This is a genomic window from Furfurilactobacillus entadae (assembly GCF_045862745.1).
Taxonomy (GTDB): domain Bacteria; phylum Bacillota; class Bacilli; order Lactobacillales; family Lactobacillaceae; genus Furfurilactobacillus; species Furfurilactobacillus entadae.
Genome location: NZ_BQXN01000005.1, coordinates 45,239 through 69,848, shown reverse-complemented (window position 1 = coordinate 69,848; position 24,610 = coordinate 45,239). Strand labels below are relative to the sequence as shown.

The following is a 24,610-nucleotide window of genomic DNA, read 5'->3' as shown; positions in this document are numbered from 1 at the left end:
GTGTAAGGAGGTGCCAACCAAATGAAGTTGAACGAATTACAACCAAGTGAAGGTTCACGTAAAGCTCGCATGCGTCGTGGTCGCGGTACGTCTGCCGGAAACGGTAAGACTTCCGGTCGTGGTCAAAAGGGTCAAAAGGCTCGTAGTAAGACACGTGTCGGTTTTGAAGGGGGCCAAATGCCTCTGTACCGTCGTATTCCAAAGCGCGGTTTTACTAACATTAACCGTAAAGAATACGCAATTGTTAACTTGGCTTCTCTGAACAAGTTCGATGACGGTGCTGACGTAACAGCAGTTGCCTTAATTGAAGCAGGTTTGGTGAAGAACGACAAGAACGGTATCAAGGTTCTTGGTAACGGTGAAGTTACTAAGAAGTTGACTGTTCATGCAAATAAATTCTCAAACGCAGCAGTTGCTGCAATTGAAGCAGCCGGCGGTAAGACTGAGGTGATCTAGTTGATCTCGACGATTTCAAATGCTTTTAAAACGCGTGAAATCCGAAATAAGATCTTCTTCACCTTGTTCGTCTTAATCGTCTACCGATTAGGTTGTTACATTACAGTTCCCGGAGTCGACGCAGGTGCCTTACAGTCAGTTGCTAGCTCCGGGCTTGTTAATGTCTTGAACATCTTTTCTGGTGGCGGTTTAACAAACTATTCCTTGTTCGCGATGGGGGTTTCCCCGTTCGTGACAGCCCAAATCGTGGTGCAATTACTCCAAATGGATATTGTACCGCGTTTTGTGGAATGGAGTAAGCAAGGTGATGTTGGTCGGCGTAAGCTGAACCAAGCAACACGGTACTTAACCATCGTGTTGGCGTTCGTTCAGTCGATCGGGATCACGGCAGGTTTTAATGCGTTAAGCTCTATGCACCTAGTTAAGACACCGAACGCGAAAACGTTCATCATGATTGGGATTCTATTGACAGCCGGAACCATGTTCGCCACTTGGTTGGGGGACATGATCACACAGCGTGGTTTAGGTAACGGGGTGTCAATGTTGATTTTTGCCGGAATCATTGCGCGAATGCCTACGGGGATTCAACAACTCTGGCAGGAAAACATCAGTTCTGCTTCTAAAGGTGAGGCCTGGAAGGGTGCACTCTTTATGTTAGCAATTGCTGTGTTAGTTATTATCATCGTTATCTTTGTGACCTGGGTTCAGCAAGCAGAGCGACGGATTCCAATTCAATACACGCGCCGGGCAACTTCATCAGGTTCTGGTAGTTATCTACCATTAAAGGTGAACGTTGCTGGTGTGATTCCCGTAATCTTTGCCAGTTCATTAATTTCCACACCACAAACGATTCTGATGGCTTTCCAAAAGAATCATGGTGAGGATACCTGGTACCAGGTTATGTCGAAGATTTTCAGCATGCAAACCACACAGGGGGCCATCCTGTACACGGTTTTGATTGTTCTGTTCACGTTCTTCTATGCCTTTGTTCAGGTTAACCCTGAAAAATTGTCAGAGAATTTACAAAAACAGGGGAGTTACATTCCGAGTGTTTGGCCAGGTCATGATACTCAAGAATTCGTGTCACACCTGTTGATGCGCTTGAGTACTGTGGGTTCATTGTTCCTTGGTTTAGTTGCCTTGATTCCATTACTGGCCAGTGATATTTGGGGCCTGAATGAATCTGTTGGTCTTGGAGGAACATCTCTGTTAATCGTTGTTGGGGTTGCCATTGACATTATTCGTCAACTGGATGGCCTGATGATGAAACGGCAGTATGTTGGGTTCATCCGTGATGATGAACTAAATGAGCATCAACGAGAAGAGAAACAGGAGGATTAATCATGGCTTTCAACTTGATTCTGATGGGCTTGCCTGGTGCCGGTAAAGGTACGCAAGCACAAAAGATCGACGAAAAGTATCAAGTACCGCACATTTCGACGGGGGATATTTTTCGTGAAGCAATGGCAAACGAAACCGAAATGGGTTTGGCTGCCAAAGCTTACATTGATAAAGGTGAACTGGTTCCGGACGAAGTCACTAACGGCATCGTTCGCGATCGGTTAAGTCAACCAGACGTCTTAGCAAACGGGTTTATGTTGGATGGTTTTCCACGGAACCTTGATCAGGCTGCGGCCTTGGATCAAATGCTAGCTGACTCTGATCGTCACCTGGATGCCGTGATCAATATCGACGTCGAACCTGCCGTCTTGGTAGATCGACTCTCATCTCGGTTCATTTGCCGGGTTTGTGGGACAACCTACAACCGGTTAAGTAATCCGACGAAGGTTGAAGGGACTTGTGATGTTTGCGGATCACACGACTTTTACCAACGTGACGATGACAAGCCGGAAACGGTTAAGAATCGTTTGGCTGTGAACATTAAGATGAACACGCCACTGGTTGATTACTATAAGAAGCAAGATGTTCTGCACACCATTGATGGTGATCGGGACATCGACGACGTTTTCAAAGACGTAGCGGACGTATTACAATCAGTTGATAACTAGCCAGCCCTGGGGTTTGCAGTCCCAAACGGAATGTGATAAACTCTCTTGGTATGGTTTGCGCAGTGATTGTGCAAAAAAGGGGTGGAAACGGCTGTTTTCGCCGTTTTTCCGTCGATGAGACGCCACCGGATTAGTGAGAGACTAAAATATTGAAGTAAGGGAGGAAACCCTGTTTGGCTAGCGACGTAATTGAAATCGAAGGTACTGTTAAGGAAACGTTGCCTAACGCAATGTTTAAGGTAGAACTTGAAAACGGCCACGAAATTTTGGCGCACGTGTCTGGAAAGATTCGGATGCATTACATTCGAATTCTGCCTGGTGATAAAGTCACGGTTGAAATGTCACCGTATGACTTAACCAAGGGCCGGATCACTTACCGTTTCAAGTAACCGAGGCCTCATAATTTTTGGAGGAAACATCATGAAAGTAAGACCATCAGTAAAGCCTATGTGCGAACACTGCCGTGTCATCAAACGTAACGGTCGTGTTATGGTAATTTGCTCAGCAAACCCTAAGCACAAGCAACGTCAAGGTAAATAATTCAATTAAAAGGAGGTAATTGTTATGGCTCGTATTGCAGGAATTGACCTTCCACGGGACAAACGGATCGTGATCGGTTTAACTTACATTTTCGGAATCGGTAATACTTCAGCACAAAAGATTTTGGCTGAAGCTGGTGTTAGTGAAGACGTTCGTGTACGGGACTTGACTCCAGATGATGAAGACAAGATCCGCGCGATTGTTGATAACTACAAGGTTGAAGGGGATCTTCGCCGTGAAGTTAGCTTAAACATCAAGAACTTACAAGAAATTGGTTCATACCGAGGCATGCGTCACCGTCGTGGTTTGCCAGTGCGTGGACAACACACTAAGAACAACGCTCGGACTCGTAAAGGCCCAGCTAAAGCAATTGCTGGCAAGAAGAAGTAAATCATAAATAAAGGAGGTTAACATTCTCATGGCAGGTAGAAAAACATCGCGTAAGCGTCGTGTTAAAAAGAACATTGAGTCTGGTGTAGCACACATCCACTCAACATTTAACAACACGTTGGTTATGATTACCGACGTACAAGGGAATGCTGTTGCTTGGTCATCAGCTGGTTCACTTGGTTTCCGTGGTAGTCGTAAGTCAACACCATTCGCCGCACAAATGGCAGCTGAAGCAGCCACTAAGGGCGCAATGGATCACGGTATGAAGACCGTTGAAGTTGCTGTTAAGGGACCTGGTTCAGGTCGTGAAGCCGCTATCCGGGCTTTGCAAGCAACTGGTCTTGAAGTTAGCTCAATCCGTGACGTTACACCAGTGCCACATAACGGGTCTCGTCCTCCAAAGCGTCGTCGTGTTTAATTGATGACATCACTTATTTGGAGTGATGGGACGTCATTGATTAAATGTAGACGAGTTTTGAAAGGGGTAAACTAACAAATGATCGAATTTGAAAAGCCAAACATTCACAAAATTGATGAAAGCAACCATTATGGGAAGTTCATCGTGGAACCACTTGAACGTGGTTACGGAACAACCTTAGGTAATTCGCTTCGCCGGATTTTGCTTTCATCTTTGCCTGGTGCAGCTGTCACCAGTATTCAAATTGATGGCGTCCTTCACGAATTCTCAACTGTTGAGGGTGTCGTTGAAGATGTCACTCAGATCATTTTGAATATGAAAAAGGTTTCGTTGAAAATGGCCACCGACGAAGAAAAGGGAATGGATATCGACGTCAAGGGTCCTGCGATTGTTACCGCTGGTGACATTCAAACGGATGCTGACGTTGAAATCATGAACCCGGATCTTTACATCTGTACTGTTGCAGATGGTGCCACTTTCCACATGCACTTAACTGCTAACAAGGGCCGTGGATACGTTTCAGCTGATGAAAACAAAGCTCGTCAGGATGATATGCCAATTGGTGTGTTACCAATCGATTCCATTTATACCCCAATCGAACGTGTTAACTACCAAGTTGAAAACACTCGTGTTGGCCAACGTGATGACTACGATAAGCTGACCTTAGACGTTTGGACTGATGGTTCAATTACGCCTAGTGAAGCAATTAGTCTCGCTGCTAAGATTCTAACTGAACACTTGACGATGTTTGTCGACTTAACCGATACAGCGAAGAATGCTGAGATCATGGTTGAGAAGGAAGAAACACACAAGGAAAAGATGCTCGAAATGACCATCGAAGAGTTAGATCTTTCTGTTCGTTCTTATAACTGTTTGAAGCGTGCTGGAATCAACACGGTTCAAGAGTTAACGGATCGGACTGAAGCCGACATGATGAAGGTTCGCAACCTTGGTCGTAAGTCACTTGAAGAAGTTAAGGCAAAATTAGCTGGCTTAGGTCTGTCCTTAAAACAGGAAGACTAGTCAGACTTACCGTCAAAAGGAGGGTTAAGCATGAGCTACCGCAAATTACAACGTACCAGTTCACAACGTAAAGCCTTGTTACGCGACTTAACGACAAATTTGATCGTTAACGGTCGGATCGAAACGACTGAAGCACGCGCCAAGGAAGTTCGTAAGACCGCTGATCAAATGATCACCTGGGGTAAGCAAGGCGACTTGCATGCTCGTCGTGAAGCAGCAGCTTTCTTACGTAACGTCATTGCTGATGTTAAAGAAGATGGCGATAACGTGACTGCACAAACTGCTTTACAAAAGTTGTTTGAAGAATTAGCACCACGTTTTGCTGAACGTAATGGTGGTTACACACGGATGTACAAGACGATGCCTCGTCGTGGCGATGCCGCACAAATGGTTATCTTGGAATTCGTTGACTAATCAACGTTCGCTTCACCGGTAGTCTGAATAGCTACCCTAAGTTTATCGACGGATCGACTTAGTATTTGAATATTCAAATTAATCACTAGTGCCAATGGTATAAAGCGTTATGATGATGGCGATCGCGTTCGCCCAGTCTAGCTTGAATGAGCTTTTGCTCGAGCCGTGGTGCTAAGTGATTTTTTTGTACATAGAAATAAGCCAAGTGCTGGGTAACCGTCGTTTAATGACGCTTGCACCGGGCCAAAGACTCCGCTAAAATAATGCGGGATTGGTGATTTTAAAGTGAGGTGACAAGTGGTGCAACAACGCCATGCAAAGTTAATGACCGGGCTGGTAGTTGTCTTTTTTGCCATCTTGGCACTTGGCGCAACAGCCAATACAACGCTTAATGCGCAACGGGAGCATGAGGCCCATGAGTCTCAGCTTCGGCGTCTGAGTGAGAAGGCTGCAAAAGTCCTGCCAAAAGAAGCGTTTAAACCAGGGACATATACGTTAACGGAAAAGCATTACGATGACGGTTACCGGGTTACTGCGCAAGCTGTTGTTGATAACAACGGAACGCTGACGCACGTTGAGTATAATCGGTTGGACCATTTCGGGTTGTATGACCCGGCGACTGGTCCAACGATCAGTACGTGGAACGCGGCGCTATTGAAGGATCCGAACACTGGGAAGTTGACCCAGGGCTCGGCAGACAAAACATTGTTCATGACCTATAAAACGTACATGAGTCAGCTGATCCACGCGGCTCATACCGGTGAGAAACACGACCTCACCGTGACAAACTACGTGATGAAGGGAAAAGGAGCTGGCTAGATGAGTGCCATTATTGAAGTAAACGAACTGGCTTACCAGTACCCAGATGCTGAGGGCCAAGCACTAAATAAGGTTTCGTTAACGGTTAATGCAGGGGAGTGGGTTGCCATTGTTGGGCATAATGGTAGTGGCAAAAGCACTCTGGTTCGTGCGGTTGACGGCCTGCTAGACTTTAAACAGGGGGACGTCACCGTGGGTGGGATTCACTTAACCCCCGACACTGTGTGGGATGTTCGTCGTCAAATTGGAATGGTTTTTCAGAACCCTGATAATCAATTTGTGGGGGCGACCGTTGCTGATGACGTGGCGTTTGGTTTAGAAAACGCCGGCGTTCCCCGGGCAGAAATGCAGGAACGGGTTCAGGCGGCCCTTGAGGCCGTTGACATGTGGTCATTTGCTAACCGCGAACCCAGCCGGTTATCTGGTGGGCAAAAACAGCGGGTTGCGTTGGCCGGTGTAATTGCGATGAATCCACAAATTATCATTTTGGACGAAGCAACAAGTATGCTGGACCCACTCGGCCGCCAAACCGTTCTTGCCGTTATGGCCAAGTTACGCCAGGGGCTAGCGGGGACCATGCCAACAGTCATCTCGATCACCCATGACCTTGCGGAAGCAGCCCAGGCTGACCGCTTAATTGTGATGGATAACGGCCAGCTCGTTACGACGGGGGAGCCAGCAACAATTTTTAGCGACCAGGCACTCTTGGAAAAGACGGGACTAGACGAACCGTTTACAACCAAACTGGCGGCGGCATTGACAACCCACGGTGCGGTGGCGCCAACACAGTATCAATCAGCGGCGGAAATGGAGGACTGGTTATGGCAATCACATTCGACCATGTAAACTACACGTACCAGCCAAACACACCGTTTGAAGCAGTTGGTTTAACGGACATTAACTTTACCGTTCCAGATGAATCATTAACGGCCATTATTGGTCATACAGGTAGTGGAAAAAGCACCCTGATTCAGCACCTGAATGGTCTGTTAAAGCCGACGAGTGGGCAGGTAACGGTGGATGACTTCACGTTGACCCATGAGACGACCAACAAACATTTGAAGGCACTCCACCAGCATGTCGGCATGGTGTTTCAGTTTCCTGAAAGCCAGTTGTTTGACCAAACGGTGATCAAAGACATCGCGTTTGGTCCGCTAAACTTTGGTGCTGCTGAGGATGAAGCGGCTGACCGGGCGCGTGAAGCTGCTAAAGCGGTGGGACTAGCAGATAACCTATTGGAACGGTCACCGTTTGAACTATCCGGTGGGCAAATGCGCCGGGTTGCCATTGCTGGCGTACTTGCCAGTCAGCCGCAGGTGCTCGTTTTAGATGAACCCACAGCAGGACTCGATCCGCGGGGCCGTCAGGAAATGATGCATATGTTTGCGCAACTACAGGCGGATCAACATCTAACGGTGGTCTTAGTGACTCACCAGATGGACGATGTGGCGGATTATGCAGACCAGACACTTGTGATGGCTCATAGTCACCTAATGAAGGTGGGAACGCCGCTAGACGTGTTCAGTGACCAGCAGTGGCTGGCCGATCAAGAACTGGCGCTACCAACAGCGGCAGCGTACGCAACACAATTAATGAGCCGTGGCTTTACGTTTGATCAATTACCACTGACAGCGGATGAGTTAGCGGCTCAGTTGGCACCACAGTTACCCGCAACAAAGGGGGGCCAGTAGATGTTAGAACAAATGACACTTGGCCGGTACATTCCCGGACATTCGTGGCTTCACCGCTTGGACCCCCGGGCGAAGCTGCTTTTATCGCTATACTTCATTATTTTGGCCTTTTTAACTAGTAACTGGATGACCTATGTTTTATTGTTTGTGATTGTTGGTGCGACGATTATGCTCACTGGTTTGAGCGTGGGGTACTTTATTCGGGGCATTGGCCCACTGATTTGGCTCATTGTGTTGACCGCTGTTTTACAGCTGTTATTCACGCCGGGAGGAACCGTGTACTGGCACTGGGGGATCTTGATGGTGACGTCCACCGGGATCCAACTCGCCGTTGCTGTCTTCTTGCGGTTCTTACTGATCATCACGATGGCCACAATCTTGACCTTAACGACGGCGCCACTCGCATTAGCTGATGGGGTTGAGGCCATGTTGCAGCCGTTACGGGTGGTTCACTTTCCGGTAGCCCAAACGGCGTTAATGCTCTCCGTGGCCCTTCGGTTTGTTCCAACATTGTTGGATGAGGCGCAAACGATCATGAATGCGCAACGGGCCCGTGGGGTAGAATTTAATAACGGCGGTTTAGTAAAACGACTGCACGCCATTGTTCCCTTATTGATTCCACTGTTTGTGGGAGCAATTGGGCGGGCGGATGATCTGGCTACGGCCATGGAGGCGCGCGGGTATCAGGGCGGCGCCAACCGAACCAAATACCGGGTCCTCCAATGGCATGGTGCGGATACGCTTGCTGTGGTTGTGATGCTCATGGTTAACGTTGCGTTGATCGTGTTACGCCACGTGTAGAGAATGGAGAAGTAATCTATGTCCCAACGTTACAAGGTTGTCATTGCGTATGACGGCACCAATTTTTCCGGGTTTCAGCGACAGCCACACCGTCGCACCGTGGAGTCTGTGCTGACCAAGGTGGTCAATCAGATTGCAAAGAACCCGACACCGGCGATTGAAGTTTTCGGTTCTGGCCGAACGGATGCCGGCGTGCATGCCCACGGCCAGGTGATCCACTTTGATCTGCCCAAGCCACTGCCAGCCAGAAATTTACAGTTGGCGTTAAACAGCATGTTTCCACTGGATATGACCGTGAAGTCCGTTGAGCTGGTGGATGATGACTTTCATTCCCGGTTTTCGACCCACGGCAAGCGGTATCGGTACATTGTGTCGAACACAGCGTTTGTGGACCCGTTTAAGCGTAATTTCACCGGACATTACAAATACCCCCTGGACGTTAGCAAAATGCAACAGGCGGCTCCTGCATTGGTTGGAGAGCATGATTTCACAAGTTTCGTGGCGTCAGGGAGTCAGGCCCAGTCAAATGTCCGGACAATTTACGCGATTACGATTCATGCGGATGAAGCACAACATGAAGTGACGTTCGACTTTTACGGGAGTGGGTTTCTATACAATCAGGTGCGGATCATGGTCGCCGTTCTCCTTGAAGTGGGGAACGGGCGGCGGGCCGTGGACTCATTACCGGCTGTTCTAGCAGGAAAGGATCGCGAGTTAGCCCGTGAAACGGCACCGGCAAGTGGCCTGTACCTTGAGGAAGTTGTGTATGAAAAGCCGCCATTGACATAAATTTGTAATTGACTTATTGGGGTGTGGACAGTACACTGTTACTTGGTATTGTTTGCCCCACGATAAGCCCCGGAAAGTTTTATCGAGTGTCAAACAGACAAGAAATTGGAGGAAAATACCGTGCGTACAACATATTTAGCAAAACCAGGTGAAGTAGACCGTAAATGGTATGTGGTTGATGCCACAGACGTTCCTTTGGGACGTTTAAGCACCGTCGTTGCTTCAATCCTTCGTGGAAAGAACAAGCCAACGTTTACCCCTAATGTGGATACGGGTGACTTTGTCATTGTTCTGAACGCGTCAAAGGTTGCCTTAACTGGTCACAAAGCAACTGATAAGATCTACTACCATCACTCAAACCACCCAGGTGGCTTGAAGTCACGTACTGCAGGAAACTTACGTGACGAAAACCCAATTCGGTTGATTGAAACTTCCGTTAAGGGCATGTTGCCAGCAGGAACGCTTGGTCACAAGCAACTGCTTAAGCTGCACGTTTATGCAGGTGATCAACACGATCAAGCTGCACAACAACCAGAAGTTCTGGATATTACTAATTTAATCTAAGGAGGAAATCACATTGGCTACTGTTCAATATGCCGGCACAGGTCGTCGGAAAAACTCAGTTGCTCGGGTACGTTTAGTTCCCGGGACTGGTAAAATTACCATGAATGGTAAGGATATTACTGAATACATTCCTTTCGCTAACTTGCGTGAAGTGGTTGTTCAACCATTTGCTGCAACAGAAACGACTGGTAACTATGATGTTTTAGTTAACGTCAATGGTGGTGGCTTCTCCGGTCAAGCCGGTGCCACTCGTCATGGGATCGCCCGTGCTTTACTGACGGTTGACCCTGATTTCCGTCCCGCATTGAAGAGCGCCGGGTTATTAACTCGTGACGCCCGGATGAAGGAACGGAAGAAGCCAGGTCTTAAAAAGGCCCGTAAAGCTTCACAATTCTCAAAGCGTTAATCTTTCGATTTTCGATTTGGTGGATATGCAAAACCCCTCGCTGTTATGGCGAGGGGTTTTTGTGTGCGACATTAAATGGTTTGGGGATAGCAAAATGAAAATAAACCGCGGTGTCGATTCTCCCATTAAGAGGATCGACACCGCGGTTTATTTGTATTGTCCCGCATTTTAGCAAAACTACTCAGTTACCTCAGGGGACCAAGGTAACGCTTTGTCACTATCCAACGCATAGTCGTTATGATATTTCTCCAGGACCTGTAACCAGCCGGTCGATAAAGCTGTTAGATCGAAGGAGTCATCCCACATAACGTAAATGTTAAAACGAAACTTCTACAGTGATGCCCGCTGTTCAATCAGCGCCGGAATCTGAATCTTTTCCACCGTCAGTTTTTCGCCGGTGGTTAATGCGACCAATAGCTTGTCTGCGGCGGTTTGACCGATTGCAAGGGGATCTTGGGTGATTGCGGAAACAGCAGGGGTCACTAAATCGGCAAGACCATCGTCATCATAACCAATGAGCCCCACGGTCTCCGGAAACGACACCCCGTGGTTTCGGAGGGCACGGATAACTTTCCACAGGATTTCCCCGTTAAGAGCGTAAAGGACAGTTTCAGGGTGGGTGGTTAATTCGTCAACGGCAAGCTTGTCCCAAGCTGATGTGTGGTCGAGATCAATAATTTTGGTTGAGATGGGTGAACCAGCAATGCTTTCCGTTAAGCCATCAACCCGGTTCTTCCGGCTACTGATGGTCTGAGCACTATTGGTCAGCAAAACAACGTGTTGATAGCCCTTCGCCTTGATCAATTCGCCCACTTCAAAGGACTTTGCAAAGTTATCCGAAACGACGGACGGCCAGATGGCCTGGTTAACGTAACGGTCAACCTGGATCGTGGGAATGTCGGCGTCAATCAGATTTTGATACTGGTGCAAGTCGTTGGTGAGTGGTTGAAGAATAATGGCGTCCACTTCATCAGCAATCAATTTTTGAATGTTGAGGGCTTCCAGTTCGATTGAATTATCGGCGTCCATAATCATGATCTGATAGGGGGTGTCGGCCAGTGCGCTGTTGACCCCCTTTAAGAGACGTGATGTGTAAGGATTCGAAATGTCAGCAACCGAGATCCCGATCAAATGGGAGCGGTGGTTCTTTAAAGATTGCGCCCGGCGGTTTGGACTGTAGTTGAGGTCTTTAATCGTCTGCGCAATCTTTTTTTTAGTGTCGGCAGACATGTTGTCATACTTCTGGTTTAAAAAGCGCGAGACGGTCGTTTTTGAAACCTGAGCAGCCTCGGCTATATCATTAATAGTCGTTTTTTTCATAGTGGATTAAGTATACATCAAAAAAACAAGATTAAAAAAGTTGACAGGCAAACTGGAAGCGATTACACTGTCTTAGTAAACCGGTTTCGGAAAACGGTTCACCAAACTTGCAAGTTGGTGAATCATGCCAATAAAAGGGGTAAAAACTGATGGAAGACAACAGTGTCAAGATTGATCCAGAGCGCTTCGCAATGACGTTTATGAGCACTTTACATGCGGATGATTCGGACAAGGGCATTGAACGGTTGGCCAAGCATGAGCTTGCTGCATACTTAACGGCTTATTTCTTAATTGAAAAGTTCAACAAGTTGGATGCGCAAAACTTTAACGCAGAATCAGATCAGGATTGGCACCAATTGCCGTTTGGTGAATTACTCAGTAAAGTCAGCGAACTTAATCGCTATTAGGGTGAAAGAAAATGAAACGAAATCAAATCGTACTTAATAATCTATTGTTTGATGCAGATCATCAAGCGGGGGAACCCCAATTGGCAATGTTACAGCGCGTGGTGGACTTAAACATTACGAACGCTGAAATTCGCCGGGAATACTTTTTCGATCTGAATGCTGAAATGGCGGGGATCAAATCGTTTGCTGAAGCGCATGATCTAAAACTCTTTTACTCGGTTCCAGATGCCTTGTTAGTTGATGGGGGACTGAATCCGAAACTCGCCATGTACTTTGACGAAGCCGAAAAGATGGGCGTGTCAGTGATTAAGTTTAATGTGAATGAAAATCCGACACTGACTGAGGAACAAGCTGCACAACTGGCTGACTATGCAGCGCGCGTGGACCAAATTAACGTTGAAAACAATCAAATTAAAAGCACTGGGAGCATTGAAGCAATTTTAGCCTTCATGCAGGTCATGGAAAACCATCAGTTACCAATTGGTTATGTCTACGACATGGGTAACTGGCGCTACGTTGACGACGATGAAGTTGAAGCAGCCAAGGCGTTGACCAAGTATGTTCGGTACATTCACGTCAAGGATGATCTTGGAACTGGTAGTCAAACGAAGACCGTTCCACTGGGGCGTGGTGACATTAAGTGGCAATCAATTTTAGCCATCCTCCCGACGGACGTTCCGGTTGCGTTGGAATATCCGGTGACCAGTGAACAAGAGATTGGCGACGGGATCGAACACTTATTAAGTGAGGTATAACCATGGAAAACATTGTGATTAGCTCACTGCTATTATTAACGTTCTTGGCGTTTATTTATTACATTGTGAAGGGCGGGAACCTCACGATTGGGTTCTTCGTGATGGCAGTGTTATGGGCAGTTATTGGCCTTGTGCCAGTGAACGTGGCAATGCAAAAGGTGATTGCTGAGCCAGCGCTAAAGTACGGGCCGACAATTATTTACATTGTTTTTGGATCGTGGTTTGGCCGGGTTCTGGTGGACACTGGAATTGCGGGCTCCATTTCTTCCAAAACACAAAAGCTGGGGAAAAAGGCACCGGTTCTGGCAACAATTGTGATCGTGCTGGTGACGGCGTTGATCTTCTCGTCAGCTTATGGTGTGGGGTCCGTAATGGCCATTGGGGTCATTCTCATTCCGATCCTTCTGTCGATTGGGGTGCCTAAGCGGGTGGCCATTCCGGCATTTACAATGGCCATTGGTGCGGCAATGTACATTAATGTCGTGCTGTTTAACCAAATCAAGGCGTTCTTTCCATCGGTCAACTACTCCGGTCGCTACCTCGTCTTTGGGATCACAGCGATGGCGGTCCAATTGGTGGGTGTCATTATCTTCGTTCTTTTAAACAGTCGCCAAATTAAGGATGGTCATGTCGATTTCATCGAAGGCGAACAGGCCCCTGAGGATATCACACAGGTCAACCCAGTAACGTACATCATTCCGTTACTACCGGTCGTCTTTAACCTGTTGTTCAAGTGGGATGCCATTCCGTCGCTATTACTATCAACACTGATTGCTTTACTCTTGACGGGAAGAATGAAGAAGTTTTCCGAGCTCGTGGCGTTTATCAATAAAACAACCAGCCAGGCCATTAATGATATCTCCGGTTTAATCATGTTCTTAATGGCATTGATCATGTTCGTTGGTGCAGCCACCATTAATGTCCCACGGTTTAAGGGCCTGATCGAAGTGATTTTACCGCACAATGCGTTAGTTATTGCGATAGCCTTTGGGATTTTAGCACCACTAGCGTTGTTCCGTGGACCGTTGCACGTTTGGGGTGCTGGTGCGGCCACTGCGTCCGTGTTGGCGGCAACACATACGTTTAGCCCAATGTTTTTGCTACCACTGTTTTACACCGTCAGCATTATGGCCGTGTCCATTGATTTGACGCAGTCATGGAACACATGGGCGCTGACCTACTCAAAGTTAGAGGCAAAGACGTACCTGAAGATGGGCGTTCCCGTTATGTGGGTGATCAGTATTGTTAATACTGCGCTTGTCTACCTGTTCTTTGGTCGTTAATTAAATTGTTAAGGGAGAAAGATGATGACTGAACTATTAACTCTAGGTGAACCAATTGTCACATTTGCATCGACGGATGTTGATAAGAACCTGGTCGAAAGCATTAACTATTACAAACTACTTGGTGGTGCCGAACTGAATGTCATGATTGGGGCAACCCGTTTGGGACACTCAACGGAGTACATTTCCCAAGTTGGTGAAGACCCCTTGGGTGCGTTCGCCATTAATGGGGTTAAGGCATTCGGCGTTGGCGCAAACTACATCAGCTCAGATGAGAATAACTGGACGGCCTTTCAGTTGAAAGAACGGGTATCAAAGGGTGATCCGAAGACGTTTAATTTTCGCCGGAATTCAGCAGCCGCTCATTTGGATAAGGCAGTTATTGATACCATTGATTTGAATGGCGTCAAGATGGCCCACCTCTCAGGGATCTTCCCCGCAATTTCGGAGACGGCCCGGGAAACGTTTACCTACTTTGCAAAACGAATGCTGGCTAACCACATCCAAACCACGTTTGATCCAAACCTGCGGCCTGCTTTATGGGCGTCAACGGAACAAATGGTCACCACCATTAATGAGCTGGCCAAGTACGGGAACATCGTTTTACCTGGTGTGGATGAAGGGGAGATCTTAATGGGATCACGTGATCCAGAAAAGATTGCCGACTTCTACCTAAACAATGGGGATGTCACAGAGACCGTTATCGTTAAGATTGGGGCCGCTGGTGCCTACATTAAAAACCGTGGCGATGAGACTGGTGTTCAAATTCCTGGTTTCAATGTGGATCACGTGGTTGATACCGTTGGGGCCGGCGATGGCTTTGCCCTTGGCGTCATTACCGCGTTACTTGAGGGCCTCGATATTCAAAATGCTGTTGAACGTGGTAACGCGGTTGGCGCACTCCAGGTTCAAACACCAGGGGATAACGATGGATACCCAACTCGGGAAGCATTAGCAACGTTTTTAGCGACAAGTAAAGGAGAATAACATGACAAAACAGATGGTCTTTTTACCCGATGATGTCCCAGCAGCAGGAAAAGAAATTTTAGAAAACGCAGGGTTGGACGTTGTTGTCGGAACCGGCCGTGATAAGCAGGTCATGATGACTGAAGGGAAGGACGCAAGTGCCGTGTTGATCGGCACGCAACCGTTCGACGACGAAGTGATGGCCGGCATGCCAAACTTAAAGGTGATCGCGCGTAACGGAGTTGGCTATGACTCCGTGGATGTGGACGCAGCCACAAAGCGTGGGATTCAGGTGGTTAACACCCCCACAGCGTTGTCAGGAGCCGTTGCAGAGACTGCGGTGACAGAACTACTTGCCATCAGTAAGAACCTGTATCAGGATTCAAAGGCGTTGCATGATGACAATTGGAACTACCGGAAGACCCATCTTGGTCACGATATCTACGGGAAGACCGTTGGGATTCTGGGCTTTGGTCGAATTGGGCGGGCTGTTGCAGAAAAGTTGCAGGGCTTTGGTGTTACGCTTATTGCGGTTGATCCGTTTGCAAAGAGCACTGACACCGTAACGATTGTCGATCGGGAAACGCTGTTTAGGGAAGCTGACTTCGTGATGGTCCACCTGCCAGCAATTCCGACAACGGAGCACTCGATTGGGGCCGCCGAGTTTAAGCTGATGAAGGATGATGCATACCTGATCAACATGGCGCGGGGGAGCATCCTCGTGGAAGCTGACCTGGTCGCCGCACTGAAGAATCACGACATCGCTGGTGCAGCGCTGGATGTCTTTGAAGAGGAACCACTGCCTGTAACCAACCCGTTAGTTGGATTGGACAATGCGTTGTTAACACCACACATTGCCTCGAACACGGTGGAAACTAAGCGGCGGATGGCCATTGATGCTGCGAATGACATTGTGCGGGTGCTGAGTGGGGAAGAAGCGAAGTACCGGGTTAATGAAGTGAAGTAAAGAAACTGACAAGGATATCTCCGATGACTATGGAGAGTCCTTGTCAGTTTTTGTTTTTAAAATCCGTATTGTAATTCTTGGTCATCATTGCTTTATGGAATAACAGGGGTTACCTATTAACGATATTACGTGATATTTTGAATGTCATCATGAAAATAGCCTGCAAAACTATGAAAAATTAATTTTGTGATTTGATGTGGCTAGTTGCGAGGATTAAAAATATGAATGTTCTTAATTAAGGCGGCTGTGAATGGACTAAAACTGGCTGACGCTGGTTGACAGCTATTAAGGTATCCATTCGCTCAAAAAGATCGCCGATCAATGCTTTCTCAACATTGCTATTTGGTATTGCAATTTCGATTTTAGTGAACAAAATGATATTGGCGACCTATTTAAAAACCTCGACAACCTAATAGCTGTCAACCAACGTAAGGGCGAAGCATTGAAAAAGGTAAAAAAAGCGTTGTTACAGACAATGTTCGTGTAATTATTGGGGTTAAAAGCGCCAAATAACGTGAAAGAAGAATAAAATGGCAGAAAATAAGTTTGAAGAAGCCGTCATTAATAAGTTAAAGGATGAGGGCTGGTCTTATCGAGAAGATTTATCAAATGTGAATTACAATAAGCTTTATCAACACTGGCGCGAAATTCTTAATCGGAATAACAATATTAAGTTGCTTGGTAATGATTTAACTGATACTGAGTTTGAATTGTTAAAAGTTGAGCTCAATAAAAATCGAACGCCATACGATTCACAATTAGTTTTAGCGGGAGCTGGAAACATTGGTACATTGCCGTTAACACGTGATGACGGTACACAATTGGAGATTGAAATTTTCTACGGTGACGAGGTTGCTGGTGGCCGCTCTGAGTATGAAGTGGTTAGCCAAGTGACCTTTGATCGGTTGCCAAACACGTTAAGCAAGAAGCGGCGGATTGACTTGTTATTGCTGATTAACGGATTGCCAATTGCGCACATCGAAGAAAAAGATGAATCGCTTCAAAATCAGTGGAATGCTTTTGAACAACTTGAAAAATACGATAGTGACGGTATGTACACTGGGCTGATGTCATTTGTACAAACACAATTCATTTTGTCGCAACACTCAGCCCATTATCTAGCACGGCCTAAAAATCCAAGCTCATACAATAAGGATTTTGTTTTTGGTTGGCGTGATGATAACGGTCGCGATGTAACGAACACAATGGAGTTCATTCATCAGGTTATGGGGATTCCAGCATTACATCGGTTAGTAACGGTCAACATGATTCCAGATGCAGCCAATGACAATTTGATGGTCATGCGGTCTTATCAAATTCAGGCGACACGTGCCATCTTAGAGCGAATGAAACAGATGGATAATAATGGCCTCATCGAGAAAGAAGGAGGCTATGTTTGGCACACTACTGGTTCTGGGAAGACGGTAACGTCGTTTAAAGTTGCCCAGTTGTTGGCCTCGATGCCGCGAGTTCGGAATGTTCTGTTTATTGTTGATCGTGTGGATCTAGTTAGCCAAACGTTTGAAAATTTTCAGAGTTTTGCATACAAAACGTTTGAGAAACGAATTAAGGTTGTTAACGGAAATCAATTGAAACGTGAGTTGAAGGAAAATAACCAGGCGTCATACATCTATCTGATTACGGTTCAAGGATTGGATAAAGCAATTAAGGATAAGATCATTGGCGATAAAGTTGTAAAGGCTGGGCTACATTCTGACGAGCGAATGGTTATCTTAATGGATGAGGCTCATCGGTCTGCTAGTGGCGATTCGGTTGCTCGAATTAAGAAAGCATTACCTAAAACAACTTGGTTTGGGTTTACCGGAACGCCTAACTTTTATTCAGACGAAGTTAATGACGTAAAGACGACGCGAAACGTTTCAACACATGATGTCTTTGGACGTCGGCTTCACCGTTACACCATTAAAGACGCTATTGGTGATGGAAATGTTCTTGGTTTCGATGTTACTTATTATGTGCCAGATATTGAAGCAGACGCGGATACTAGCATGAGTGATCAAGACCTTGAACAGGCAGTATACACGAGTCTGCCATATCGGAAATCAGTGGTGAATGATATTAGCACTCACTGGTCGGATAATGCGGCAGGCCCCATTGAATATGGTGTCCGTAAACCAAATCAATTCCAAGCACTATTAGCCGTTTCCGGGAAGCAGGCGGTCGTAGCCTATTACAATTTGTTTAAAGAATTAGCACCAGACCTGCGTGTAGCCATGACGTATTCACGTGATGAAGATAATGGGCTGGGTGCTTCTGATTTACAAGAAGCTTTGAAGCAGGCTATGCAAGAGTATACACAGCGTTATAATACGACTAATTTTTTAGAAAGCCAAAATCCGGAACGTGATTACCTCAAGGATTTGTCTAAACGTTTGGCGCGTAAGAAGCCGTATAATCGTGGCGATGACGCTGATCGAATCGACTTGGTAATCGTTTCTGATCAATTATTGACTGGGTTTGATTCTAAATATGTCAACGTCATTTATATGGATAAAATCCTTAAGGAAGGCTTGCTGATTCAAGCAATGTCACGGACCAATCGAACCATTGACCGTAATGCAAAGCCGCACGGGAAGGTTCGTTTTTACCGTAAGGGTGAGATCATGGAGGAGAACGTTAAAAATGCCTTAGTGATCTATACAAAGGGTGGTAATGACACAATTGAGGATGCCGAAGAACAACCGTCTGATGAGGAGCAAAAAGAATTAATTGACGATAAGATTTTGGCACCAAAAATTGCTAAGCAGATTGATGAATTACAACCAAAAATTACCGTGTTAAAGCAACTATCTGGCGATGATTTTTCACAGGAACCAAAGGGCCAACGTGCGATGCAAGAATTTGCATTGATAGCTGCGGAAGTTAACCAAAAAGTTCAACGGCTGGTACAGCAGGGGTATAAACTCGGCTCCGAGGTTGATGCAATTGACGAACAGGGGAACACGACTGATGAAAAGATCGCGTTAGCAATCGCTTCAGAAGACGAACTAAGTGCATTGCAAGCGCGTTTAAATGACGTGAATAATAAGCTTCCAGCCGATAAACAAATTGATTTAACTAACATTCGGGTAGCTATTGAGGCTTATGCGAGTGAAATTATCGACTATGATCGACTAGTTGACCTGTTAAACCAATACATGGATGAAACGATTTCGAAAAATCGTGAAGCTGTTGAAGAGCACATTACCCCAATGGATGATAAAAGTCGTGATGAAATTAATGGCGTTTTGGATGGAATCGAAGACGGTGTTTACAAAGAACACTTTAATACCGAGACATTGAAAACAGCACGAAAATCAATTCGTAGCGAACGACGAGAATTAAAATTGCGGCGCTGGTCAGCGGATAATGACTACAACGGGAATGAGATTGTAGAAGCCTACGACCTATATATGCCAGGCGTTGACTTGAACGATAATCCAAAATTATCTGATAAGATGAGCAACATTGAGAAGAATGCCGAAATGAACTTCTTTGAGATGGCTAGTTTTGAAAAAGATTTATTGGAATTTTTTGCCACCGCTTAACAGCTATAACTGATAGTATCTACAGTAATGTAGATACTATTTTTTATGGGGGAATTGATTATGTCAGATCGTAGTGAGATGTTGTTTTATATGTATTACAAGCAGTGGGTAAAGTTGTATAAGAAGAATGCAGTCCGTGACATTACATACTTAAAATACATTCAGACGTATAAACATATTCTCATGTTAAAACCACAGTTACGTTTGTGTGATTTAACGCGTCGTGAATATCAGGAAATGCTTAATTCATATGCCGAAAATCATGAGAAACAGACGACGTTGGACTTCCACCATCAAGTAAAAGCGGCCATTTTAGACGCACTTGAAGAGGGCCTCATTCAGGTGGACCCGACACGGCGCGTTGTGATTAAAGGAACAGTAACACATCATCATAAGATAAAGTTTCTTAATCAGCAGCAACTAACAAAATTGTTGGCACAGCTACAGTTGGGTGATTCGATTTCGTGGGATTATTTCATCTTACTAATTTCTAAAACAGGCTTGCGATTTAGTGAAGCCCTTGGCCTAACGCCAGCAGATTTTGACTTAACACGGTTAACATTAAATGTTAGCAAAACCTGTTCTTATAAGGATTTTCCTGGAAGTTTTGCGCCAACCAAAAACACAGCTTCAATTCGAAAATTACCTTTAGATTGGCAGACTGCTATGCAATTTGCACAATTAGTTAAAGATTTGCCAAGTGATCAACCCATCTTTGTGTCCGCAGGAAAGAAAATTTATAACACAACGGTAAATGATAAGCTTGAACGCTACTGCAAAAGCGCGGGGATTCCGGCCATTAGTGTGCACGGATTACGGCACACACACGCTTCGTTATTGCTTTACGCGGGCGTTTCCATTGGTTCAGTCGCTAGAAGGCTAGGACATTCAAATATGGATACGACCCAACGAACCTATTTACATGTGATCCAAGAACTTGAAAACCAAGATACGGACAAAATTATGCGTTACTTGACTACGTTGATGTAAAAATAGCTCGTATGGGAAAAGCGAAAGTTGAATGAGATAGCTGAGATTCAAGGTGGGGGTACTCCTGATTCCGGTAATTCGGAATACTGGGATGGGAAAATAAATTGGTTTACCCCTACTGAAGTTACAAATCAAGGCTATCTAAGAAAGAGTAAGCGAAAAATTACCGAGCTAGGTCTTAAAAAAAGTTCAGCAAAATTACTTCCGGTTGGGTCCGTGTTGATGACTTCACGGGCAGGTATTGGGGCAATGGGCATTTTGGCAGAGAAAGCAGCAACTAATCAGGGCTTTCAATCAATAATTCCACATACTGGAGTGCCTTCAAACTTTGTCTATTCAATGCAACAAAAGGTTAGTCGCGTAGCAAATAAATTGGCTTCAGGATCAACATTTACTGAAATATCAGGCAAACAGTTAGCTAAAATCGAAATTGCAATACCAAATAGCAATGTTGAGAAAGCATTGATCGGCGATCTTTTTGAGCGAATGGATACCTTAATAGCTGTCAACCAGCGTGCACCTGATCCACCACCTCAAATGAAGATTTTGAGATGTTTACACAGGAAAATTAATTCATGAAAATGGGAGTATGCAGAAATGAGAAGTATTTTTGTTACACGGAACCGAGAAAAAGATAACGTTTCGGTTTATGAACAAGAACCAGCGGTAGTTGTGACATGTGACCGGGCTGACTTACCATATTTGAAAAGTTTGCCATATGCGAATAATTCGGGCGTTTATATTCTGATCGGTAATAACATGCGGTATGTTGGTCAAACAGCAGGACAAACCATTAATCGCCGGTTGGCTCAGCATAATCAGAATAGTGATAAAGCATGGTTTAAAAAAATTATCTTTTTTGGACGAACGGATAATCATTTGACCAAAACTCAGGCGGAATATTTAGAGAAGAAATTTGTTCAATATTATAGTGATGACGACCATCTTCAACTAATGAATGGAACGGTAGGTAATTCGGGATATATTGATCGATTATCAACGATCCAGGCAGATGAGCTGTGGAATTCATTCTTTGATATCTTGGAAGACGTGGCTAACATTGATTTATTATCCGTTAATAATGGCCTAGTGGATGAAACGTTAAACGGACATTTATTTGTTCAGTTTGACCACCAAACCATTAGCGACGGGATTTCCCGGCAGGTTCTTATTAAATTTGTGCGGCGATTACTAAAATCGTCCAAGTATCGAGAACAACTATTGGAATTTCTTGTTGATGATAAAGCAACATCGAAAAATATCCTTGGTCGCCAACAAAATGTATTCCCAAGTGGGCAAGAGGCAGCCTTTGAAATTGAACCTGACATCTTTTTATACGTTAACTTGAGTAAAAAGGGTGTTAGCAAGACAATTCAAAAAATTGCGGGTTGGCTGGGACTGACCATTGAGATTAATTTTTAACCGCCAACTGGAAAATTCACGAAGCGGACGTTTATCCTTATTTCTATTTTCAATCTGTCACAATCTTTGTTACACTAAGTGGATTGAAAATTAGATAAGAAAATCGTTAGAAAACGATGAAGGAGGAAACGCGATGTCAGCATTCAAACAGCTTTTTGTTAAGAAAGATACGACCAGCGACATTCTTAAACAGTCCGGTCTAGCTAAGACATTAACGGCGGGAAACTTAACCACAATGGGGGTTGGGGCCATCGTCGGTGCCGGGATTTTTATCACGCCTGGTGTGATTGCGTCACTGCATGCAGGACCAGCCGGCATGCTGTCGTTTGTGCTGGCAGCCATTGTGTGCGCGTTAGCGGCGCTCTGTTACTCCGAGTTCTCATCCACCATCCCGTTAGCCGGGAGCGCGTATACATACGTTTATACGGTGTTTGGTGAGCTGATTGCCTGGGTTCTGGGCTGGTCGCTTGTGTCTGAGTACATGTTCTCCGTGTCGTCGGTGGCCACCAGTTGGTCAGCGTACTTTCAAAACATCCTCGCAGGCTTTGGTGTTAAACTTCCGGTCGCGTTGCGTGCGGCGCCAGGGACGGCGAGTGTTCCTGGCGGACGGTTTGATCTGATTGCGTTTGTGATCGTCATGTTGATTGCGGTTCTCCTCCTGGGTGGGGTGCATGAATCAGCAAAGGTCAACACAGCGATGGTAATCTTGAAGATTGCCGTGATCGTGCTCTTTATTGGGGTCGCCGTTTTCTACGTCAAACCGGCTAACTACCATCCATTCATGCCGTTTGGTGTGGGTGGGGTGTTCAAGGGGGCTGCACTAGCCTTCTATGCGTACGTTGGGTTTGACGCTGTGTCCTCGGCCGCTGAAGAAGTTAAACGTCCACAGCGTGACATGCCGATCGGAATTAGTCTTTCCTTACTGATTGCGTCGATTCTGTACATTGCGTTAGCAACGGTGCTGGTTGGGGTCGTGAAGTACACCCACCTCAACGTGGCGGATCCAGTTGCGTATGCGTTAGAAGCATTACATTTAAACGCACTCTCTGGCATTATTTCACTAGGGGCCATCGTGGGGATGACCACGGTTCTTTTGGTGATGTCCTATGGTGGCACGCGGTTGATCTTTGCGATCTCACGGGATGGCCTGTTGCCACAACGGTTGCACAAATTGCACCCCAAGACACACGTCCCGGTTGCCAACACACTGATCTTCGGCTTTGTGGCCGCCGTGTTTGCGGCCCTGATTCCGATCAGTTTAGTTTCTGAACTGGTCAACATCGGTACACTGTTTGCGTTTGCGCTGGTCTCACTAGGGGTCGTTTTCCTTCGACGGAACCCACAGTTTGCAAACGCGAAGGCGGCGTTCCACGTCCCATTCTTTCCGTGGTTACCCTTATTATCATTTGTCTGCTGTGTGGGCTTAATGGTCATGCTCCAGGGCTTCACGTGGCTGGCCTTTCTAGTTTGGCAGGCGGTCGGGCTGGTGCTGTACGCAGCGTACGGCTACCATCACAGTCGGGCACGACAGGCTTTGAATAACGAGAGCGCACCCAAGAACGATTAGGAATTGTTAATTAAAAAAATGAGCCGTCACGATAAAATCGTGGCGGCTCATTTTACGTATGTGATTAATAACCGGCGTTCAAGTCGACTTCATTACGACTAACGTGGCCGTCAGCCACAAGACTAGCTAGGTTAGTGGAGAAGATTGGGAACAGGCGGGTCCCCAAGTGGTCCATGACACCAGAGATATGTGGTGTGAGTAAGATTCGTTCATGATCCCAGAGTGGTGAAGTCGTTGGCAGTGGTTCTGGTGCAACAACATCTAGGGCCGCGTACTTCACGTTGCCGTTATCAATTGCGGCGATGAGGTCGTCATTAACAACAGAACTGCCTCGGCCAACGTTGATGAACAACAATTTGTCAGTTAGCTGATCAAAGAATGCCTTGTTAAAGTAGCCCTCTGTTTCTGGCGTTCCAGGCATGATGTTCACGATCACGTCAGCCGTTTTCAATGCCGCCGCGTAGTCAGTGATAGGGAATGTTTCGTCAAAGTGGTCTGCTGGATGCCCTGTATGGTTGATTCCAGCAACATGAACGCCCATTTCCTTTAATAACCGGGCTGTTTCAGTGGCAATGTGACCGGTACTGAAAATCAGGACGGATGTTTCGTCAGCAACCAGTAAGTCAGGGGCAGACTGTTCCCAGTGGTGGGCGCTCCGGCGTTGTTCCGCCGTCCAAATCCCGCGGGTAAAGTGGAAAATGTAGCCCAAAATGGATTGTGCGATGGCGGCTGCGTGGATGCCGCTAGCGTTCGTTACCGCGACGTTATTTTTCGTTAATTCCGTCAGTGGTAAGTAGTCGACTCCGGCAGACATTGTTTGAACCCACTTGAGGTTAGTGCCAGCTGCGGTGACAACCTGACGGCCTAAGTCTGGTTGCCAACCGTAGATCATGGTGATGGTGGCTGGGTCAACGCGCCCTGTCGTAATGTCATCTGGTAAGACGATGTTCGTATCATTGTTGGCGATCACGGCGCGTTCATCGTCCGTGAGTGGCATAAAGCTAAGAAGTTGTTCCATAAAGCAATCCTTCTTTCGTTAAATAATGGGATGGTGGGATTACTGTT

The 24,610-nt window shown here is 46.1% G+C and carries 27 protein-coding genes and 1 pseudogene; 26 read left to right on the top strand and 2 right to left on the bottom strand.

Going from position 1 to position 24,610, the window contains the following annotated elements:
• Window positions 1–21 precede the first annotated feature (21 nt).
• The 16 genes from rplO (at window position 22) to rpsI (ending at window position 10,320) form a co-directional block, all read left to right on the top strand.
• A complete protein-coding gene (gene rplO / locus ACKTR5_RS03625) occupies window positions 22–456 on the top strand; it encodes a 50S ribosomal protein L15 (protein WP_407879261.1) in 435 nt (144 codons plus the stop codon).
• Complete coding sequence (gene secY, locus ACKTR5_RS03620) at window positions 457–1,797, top strand: preprotein translocase subunit SecY (protein WP_407879259.1); 1,341 nt, start codon at window positions 457–459, stop codon at window positions 1,795–1,797.
• Window positions 1,798–1,799: 2 nt separating this feature from the next.
• The gene (locus ACKTR5_RS03615) at window positions 1,800–2,465 is read left to right on the top strand and encodes an adenylate kinase (protein ID WP_407879257.1); all 666 of its coding nucleotides are present in this window, start codon (window positions 1,800–1,802) and stop codon (window positions 2,463–2,465) included.
• A 173-nt stretch (window positions 2,466–2,638) separates the two neighbouring features.
• Window positions 2,639–2,854 (top strand): translation initiation factor IF-1, encoded by a 216-nt coding sequence (infA, locus tag ACKTR5_RS03610; protein WP_017262672.1) that lies wholly within the window; start codon window positions 2,639–2,641, stop codon window positions 2,852–2,854.
• A 31-nt stretch (window positions 2,855–2,885) separates the two neighbouring features.
• Window positions 2,886–3,005: a 50S ribosomal protein L36 gene (rpmJ, locus tag ACKTR5_RS03605; RefSeq protein WP_081495882.1), complete on the top strand. Its 120-nt coding sequence runs from the start codon at window positions 2,886–2,888 to the stop codon at window positions 3,003–3,005.
• A 24-nt stretch (window positions 3,006–3,029) separates the two neighbouring features.
• Window positions 3,030–3,395, top strand: coding sequence for a 30S ribosomal protein S13 (rpsM, locus tag ACKTR5_RS03600; protein ID WP_407879254.1), 366 nt, complete (start codon window positions 3,030–3,032; stop codon window positions 3,393–3,395).
• A gap of 28 nt (window positions 3,396–3,423) precedes the next feature.
• Window positions 3,424–3,813: a 30S ribosomal protein S11 gene (rpsK, locus tag ACKTR5_RS03595; RefSeq protein WP_407879253.1), complete on the top strand. Its 390-nt coding sequence runs from the start codon at window positions 3,424–3,426 to the stop codon at window positions 3,811–3,813.
• Window positions 3,814–3,891: 78 nt separating this feature from the next.
• Entirely contained in the window at window positions 3,892–4,836 is a 945-nt protein-coding gene (locus ACKTR5_RS03590) for a DNA-directed RNA polymerase subunit alpha (protein WP_407879251.1), read from the top strand.
• Between the two features lie 30 nt (window positions 4,837–4,866).
• On the top strand, window positions 4,867–5,250 hold the full coding sequence (rplQ, locus tag ACKTR5_RS03585) for a 50S ribosomal protein L17 (protein ID WP_407879250.1): 384 nt from the start codon (window positions 4,867–4,869) through the stop codon (window positions 5,248–5,250).
• Between the two features lie 300 nt (window positions 5,251–5,550).
• Entirely contained in the window at window positions 5,551–6,069 is a 519-nt protein-coding gene (locus ACKTR5_RS03580; RefSeq protein ID WP_407879248.1) for a hypothetical protein, read from the top strand.
• Window positions 6,070–6,915 carry an energy-coupling factor ABC transporter ATP-binding protein gene (locus tag ACKTR5_RS03575; RefSeq protein ID WP_407879246.1) on the top strand — a complete coding sequence of 282 codons (846 nt, stop codon included), beginning with the start codon at window positions 6,070–6,072 and terminating at the stop codon, window positions 6,913–6,915.
• Window positions 6,891–7,760: an energy-coupling factor ABC transporter ATP-binding protein gene (locus tag ACKTR5_RS03570; protein ID WP_407879244.1), complete on the top strand. Its 870-nt coding sequence runs from the start codon at window positions 6,891–6,893 to the stop codon at window positions 7,758–7,760. The genes ACKTR5_RS03575 and ACKTR5_RS03570 overlap by 25 nt, the downstream gene beginning before the upstream one ends.
• Window positions 7,761–8,561 (top strand): energy-coupling factor transporter transmembrane component T family protein, encoded by an 801-nt coding sequence (locus ACKTR5_RS03565; RefSeq protein WP_407879242.1) that lies wholly within the window; start codon window positions 7,761–7,763, stop codon window positions 8,559–8,561.
• Between the two features lie 18 nt (window positions 8,562–8,579).
• Window positions 8,580–9,350 carry a tRNA pseudouridine(38-40) synthase TruA gene (truA, locus tag ACKTR5_RS03560; RefSeq protein WP_407879241.1) on the top strand — a complete coding sequence of 257 codons (771 nt, stop codon included), beginning with the start codon at window positions 8,580–8,582 and terminating at the stop codon, window positions 9,348–9,350.
• 120 nt (window positions 9,351–9,470) lie between these two features.
• Complete coding sequence (gene rplM, locus ACKTR5_RS03555) at window positions 9,471–9,914, top strand: 50S ribosomal protein L13 (protein ID WP_407879239.1); 444 nt, start codon at window positions 9,471–9,473, stop codon at window positions 9,912–9,914.
• Window positions 9,915–9,927: 13 nt separating this feature from the next.
• Window positions 9,928–10,320: a 30S ribosomal protein S9 gene (rpsI, locus tag ACKTR5_RS03550; protein WP_407879237.1), complete on the top strand. Its 393-nt coding sequence runs from the start codon at window positions 9,928–9,930 to the stop codon at window positions 10,318–10,320.
• Between the two features lie 330 nt (window positions 10,321–10,650).
• Here the strand turns inward: rpsI and ACKTR5_RS03545 are convergent, their stop codons facing one another.
• Complete coding sequence (locus ACKTR5_RS03545; protein ID WP_407879235.1) at window positions 10,651–11,640, bottom strand: LacI family DNA-binding transcriptional regulator; 990 nt, start codon at window positions 11,638–11,640, stop codon at window positions 10,651–10,653.
• Between the two features lie 149 nt (window positions 11,641–11,789).
• Between ACKTR5_RS03545 and ACKTR5_RS03540 the strand changes: the two genes are divergently transcribed.
• The 10 genes and pseudogenes from ACKTR5_RS03540 (at window position 11,790) to ACKTR5_RS03495 (ending at window position 23,545) form a co-directional block, all read left to right on the top strand.
• Window positions 11,790–12,047 carry a hypothetical protein gene (locus ACKTR5_RS03540; RefSeq protein ID WP_407879234.1) on the top strand — a complete coding sequence of 86 codons (258 nt, stop codon included), beginning with the start codon at window positions 11,790–11,792 and terminating at the stop codon, window positions 12,045–12,047.
• Window positions 12,048–12,058: 11 nt separating this feature from the next.
• Entirely contained in the window at window positions 12,059–12,802 is a 744-nt protein-coding gene (locus ACKTR5_RS03535) for a sugar phosphate isomerase/epimerase family protein (protein ID WP_407879232.1), read from the top strand.
• 2 nt (window positions 12,803–12,804) lie between these two features.
• Entirely contained in the window at window positions 12,805–14,085 is a 1,281-nt protein-coding gene (locus ACKTR5_RS03530; protein ID WP_407879230.1) for a gluconate:proton symporter, read from the top strand.
• Window positions 14,086–14,109: 24 nt separating this feature from the next.
• Entirely contained in the window at window positions 14,110–15,072 is a 963-nt protein-coding gene (locus ACKTR5_RS03525; RefSeq protein ID WP_407879228.1) for a sugar kinase, read from the top strand.
• Window position 15,073: 1 nt separating this feature from the next.
• Entirely contained in the window at window positions 15,074–16,018 is a 945-nt protein-coding gene (locus ACKTR5_RS03520; RefSeq protein ID WP_407879226.1) for a phosphoglycerate dehydrogenase, read from the top strand.
• A 530-nt stretch (window positions 16,019–16,548) separates the two neighbouring features.
• Entirely contained in the window at window positions 16,549–19,566 is a 3,018-nt protein-coding gene (locus ACKTR5_RS03515; RefSeq protein WP_407879224.1) for a type I restriction endonuclease subunit R, read from the top strand.
• 60 nt (window positions 19,567–19,626) lie between these two features.
• Window positions 19,627–20,556: a tyrosine-type recombinase/integrase gene (locus ACKTR5_RS03510; protein WP_407879222.1), complete on the top strand. Its 930-nt coding sequence runs from the start codon at window positions 19,627–19,629 to the stop codon at window positions 20,554–20,556.
• Between the two features lie 24 nt (window positions 20,557–20,580).
• Window positions 20,581–21,135, top strand: a pseudogene (locus ACKTR5_RS03505) (restriction endonuclease subunit S); the annotation flags it as partial.
• An 18-nt stretch (window positions 21,136–21,153) separates the two neighbouring features.
• A complete protein-coding gene (locus ACKTR5_RS03500) occupies window positions 21,154–21,978 on the top strand; it encodes a GIY-YIG nuclease family protein (RefSeq protein WP_407879220.1) in 825 nt (274 codons plus the stop codon).
• 133 nt (window positions 21,979–22,111) lie between these two features.
• Window positions 22,112–23,545 (top strand): amino acid permease, encoded by a 1,434-nt coding sequence (locus ACKTR5_RS03495; RefSeq protein WP_407879218.1) that lies wholly within the window; start codon window positions 22,112–22,114, stop codon window positions 23,543–23,545.
• A 64-nt stretch (window positions 23,546–23,609) separates the two neighbouring features.
• On the opposite strand, the gene ACKTR5_RS03490 is transcribed toward ACKTR5_RS03495, so the two are convergent.
• Window positions 23,610–24,563, bottom strand: a complete 954-nt coding sequence (locus ACKTR5_RS03490) for an NAD(P)-dependent oxidoreductase (RefSeq protein WP_407879217.1) — start codon at window positions 24,561–24,563, stop codon at window positions 23,610–23,612.
• Between the last annotated feature and the right edge of the window lie 47 nt (window positions 24,564–24,610).